Raw genomic sequence first — 2,301 nt, forward strand, 5'->3', positions numbered from 1 at the left:
AGTAGGCTCATTTCTTTGTTAGGAGTGACGAAGAGTGGGTGAAGGCCAAATGCACGGAGAGCTTTGATGATGCGTGTGGCGGCGGCTTGTGAGCTTTTTGAAAATGCCTCATCTAGTACGATGGTGGCGTAGCGTGGGTTTTCTGAGTTATCTGGACAGAGTGCGTAGCTTAGCGACGCAGTGAGAATGTAGCTGGCCATCATTTCTTTTTCTCCACCGCTACCGGATTGGGAACCGGAGATTCTTCCTGATTTGGTCTGGGTTTCTCGGCAGACTTCCACGACATAAAATTCGAGTCGATGGCGAGGGTCAAGTAGAGCTTTGGAGGCAAGAGTGCGGGTGTTAGTTCCGGCTTCGCGGAGGATTTCGATGACGACTTTGAGGGCTTTGAAGTGGCTTTCTCCTTGGTCATCTTTCGTCATGGCGAAGTTGAGGTGCTTGCGCGCATTGTCTAGGATCTTCAGTGAGTCGTGGCTTACCTTTACTGGGTCTAACTGAAGGTGCTTCCCTTGTTTAAATTCAACTCTGCTGAGTGTGGTATTGAGTGATTCTATCCTGTGGGTGATGTGGGAAATGTTGTTGTCGATATTGGTGAGGAGCTGGGTGACTCCTTGACCCGATGAGAGGTTTAGGTACTGTTCAAATCTCTCCTGTCGCTGTGGTAGATCTTCCTCTTCTAGAGCCTTGAGGCGAGTTAGGAATGTGGGGATATCGATGAGCTCTGAGCTGGATTCAGCGAGCGCTCCAGTGTCTATGCTCTTTGCAAACTCCATGAATTTTGTGAGCTTTTGGAGGTGGGTTGCTTTAGTGGCTTCGTGTTTGTCGATGGAGGTGTTAGCTAGGGAGCTAGCGGATCTTTCTGCGTCTGGAAGCTTTTGTGGGTCTTGATTTTTGGCGCGTGGGAATTTTTTCTCGGCAATAGATGATGAGTCGTCGTCTAATCCGTTGCCCATTCTATCCAGTGCAGATTGGTAATTTTGCTGAGCAGTTTTGAGTTCGACTTTTATGCCTCCAGCTTTACCGACGAGCGATTCAATATCACGACTAATAACATCGATTTGAGTATTGATTTTTTCGTAGGATTCTCTTGCTTTGGCTAGATCTGATGTGGGGTCGGTAAGGGCGTCTAGTTGTGACTGGGCAAGATCTAGCTGGCGCTGCACGCTCTGAGTGTCGATAGTGGAGAACTCAACGGTCTTAAGGTGAGCGATGCAGACTAAGAGATGCTGAAATTTCTTTAAAGAAGCCTCTAGGGCTGTGGCTTTAGTCTTTGCTGATTGCAGGTGGAGTTCTGTTTCAGCTAGTGATTTTTCGAGCTCAGTAATTCTATCTTTATTGTCAAATCCCGTCATCCATCCGTCTGTGATGCGTCTTTGATCCTGCTTATCGACCTTGCCTTTTCTGCCTGACATAGAGCCCTGGAGAGTCATGGCGTGTTCAGTAGACTCCAGTTCTTCCACGGTTTGTATGCAGTGTCTGTCTTGCTTTATGAGCAAATCATGGAGTGCTGGGCTGAGTTCGTGCTGTTTGATGGATATTTTGTGGATGAAGCTGTCGTGAAACGGGCGTTGTGGGTGGTAGCTATCGCGGGCTGAGAGTAAGCGCACGTGGAGTTTGTTGTCACGGTGGTTTATCCAGCGGAGTGCTTGTTGGAAATGGTGGGCAGGAACGAGAATGCGAAGTCGTTCGGAGCCAAGTGCGCGCTCGATAGCACCTCTCCATTCTTTATCGCTATTTTTTACCTCGATCATCTCAGCGAGAAAGGGAGTGTCTTCTGGTCGGAGTTGGAGTTCCTCGGCTAGGGTGTCTCTGAAGAGTTGGAATCTGGCCTCGATGTTAGAGCTAGGTCGCTCACGAATGCTTTCTAGTTCTTGTTTTATGGAGCTATGTAATTGCAAGCTTGGATTGATGTCTGCTTGCAGTTGGATTAGTTGGCTTTGAGCTGTGTCGTGCTCATTTTGTATTTCTAGTTCTAAGCTGGTTAGTTGCTTTTGGTTTGTTGCAAACTGCTCAGGTGAAACCTCTGAATTTAGTTTGAGTTCTTTCGTTAGATTTTGGTAGACGTTGGAGTTATTTTGCTTTTCTCTGAGACGTTCGGTTTCATTCTGAATGGTGCGTTTGACATCTTCTATGGCAGCACCGCCCATTTCCATGTAGGTGGATTTGAGGGTTTCGGATTCGGTTTTGAGCGATTGTTTATCGAGTCGTTTTTGGTTTAGTTGCAGGTTTATCTGCTCTTGTCTCTGATTAGTAAGGGTGAGTGATTTCTGCCAGATATCAGCACCTATACTGGCAAACCAT

Annotated in this window: 1 protein-coding gene; it reads right to left on the minus strand. The window is 47.2% G+C overall.

Going from position 1 to position 2,301, the window contains the following annotated elements; translation table 11 throughout:
* Positions 1-2,301: SbcC/MukB-like Walker B domain-containing protein (locus ABGY95_RS04085; protein WP_347440432.1), on the minus strand; the 2,301-nt coding region annotated here is incomplete at both ends.

Source organism: Rubritalea sp. (assembly GCF_039830215.1).
In the GTDB taxonomy this organism is placed as follows: domain Bacteria; phylum Verrucomicrobiota; class Verrucomicrobiia; order Verrucomicrobiales; family Akkermansiaceae; genus Rubritalea.